Below are 1,179 nucleotides of genomic sequence, written 5' to 3'. Positions count from 1 at the left end.
GCCGGGATCGGGTTGGTGTCCGAACCGGAAATGATCGAGACCAGGTCCGGTGCGGCGAGTGCGTAACCGGCAAAAGCCAGGATCGCGGCGAGGCCGCCGACCACGACCGTCAGCTGCATGGCACGAGGGATGCTGCGCGCCGGGTTCGGCACCTCTTCGGCGACTTCCCCGCACGCCTCGAACCCGTAATAAAGGAACAGCCCGACGAGTGACGCGGCCAAGAAAGCACCGAAGTAGCCGCCCGCGTGGCTGGTGCCCATGTCGTGAAAGAAGATCGAGATCGGGTTGTGTCGCTGGAAGATCAGCAGGTAAAGACCGACCAGGACGATGCCGATGAGCTCGGCGGCCAAGCCGATCTTCGAGATGACAGCCAGTGTCCTGGTCCCGAAGCTGTTGCACACGATGCACACGACGGTGATGGCGAGCGCGATGAGCAGCCGCTGCGCAGGCGTCGAGCTGACCCCGGGAATGGCCGCGGTGCCACCGAACAGACTGGCCACGAAGTCCGAACTGAACAGTGCGGTGCTGGTGATCCCGATCGTGATGCAGCAGATGTAGATCCAGGCGGTGAACCACGCGTAACGTCCGTTCCACAACCGACGGGACCATTGGTAGAGCCCGCCCGCGAGCGGGAACTGGGCCACGACCTCACCGAAGACCAGCGCGACGAGCAGCTGCCCGAGCCCGATGATCACGATCCAGAAGATCGATGATGGTCCCGCAGCCGACAGACCGACCGCGAACAGCGACACGACGCCGACGAGCGGTGACAGGTAGACGAAACCGAGGGCGAAGTTCGCCCACAGGCTGACCTTGCGGTCGAACCGCTGCTCATAGCCCAAGGCCGCGAGCAGTTCCGCGTCCTCAGCCGAGGACGCGGGACCGGCGGTTCCGGGCGGCTGGGACCGGAGATCGGTGGTGGACACGGCTCCCGCCGCTTTATCTGTTTCTGACATGACAACCTCCAAAGGATCAGGGGTGGCCGTGATGGCGGGATCCGTGCCTCGGCCACGACGGTCAGGCGCGGTCGAACGTGTGGTCAGTCCATTCCAGACGGGCCGAGCCGAACTGGGCGTTGCGAACATCGCCGGACCGGCCGTGACCTTCGAAGTTCTCCAGTCGCGCGGCCCGGCCGCAGACCGCACCGAGTTCAGCACTCGCCCGCGCGTCACGAATTTC

The 1,179-nt window shown here is 65.1% G+C and carries 1 protein-coding gene; it reads right to left on the bottom strand.

Annotated features, from left to right (window positions below; translation table 11 throughout):
* On the bottom strand, positions 1–956 hold a 956-nt coding region (locus ACWDKQ_RS36300; protein WP_450143261.1), incomplete at its 3' end, for an APC family permease.
* Between the last annotated feature and the right edge of the window lie 223 nt (positions 957–1,179).

The organism is Saccharopolyspora sp. NPDC000995 (assembly GCF_053599315.1).
The sequence above is the reverse complement of the archived record's forward strand: the minus strand, read 5'-3'. Positions and strand labels throughout refer to the sequence as shown.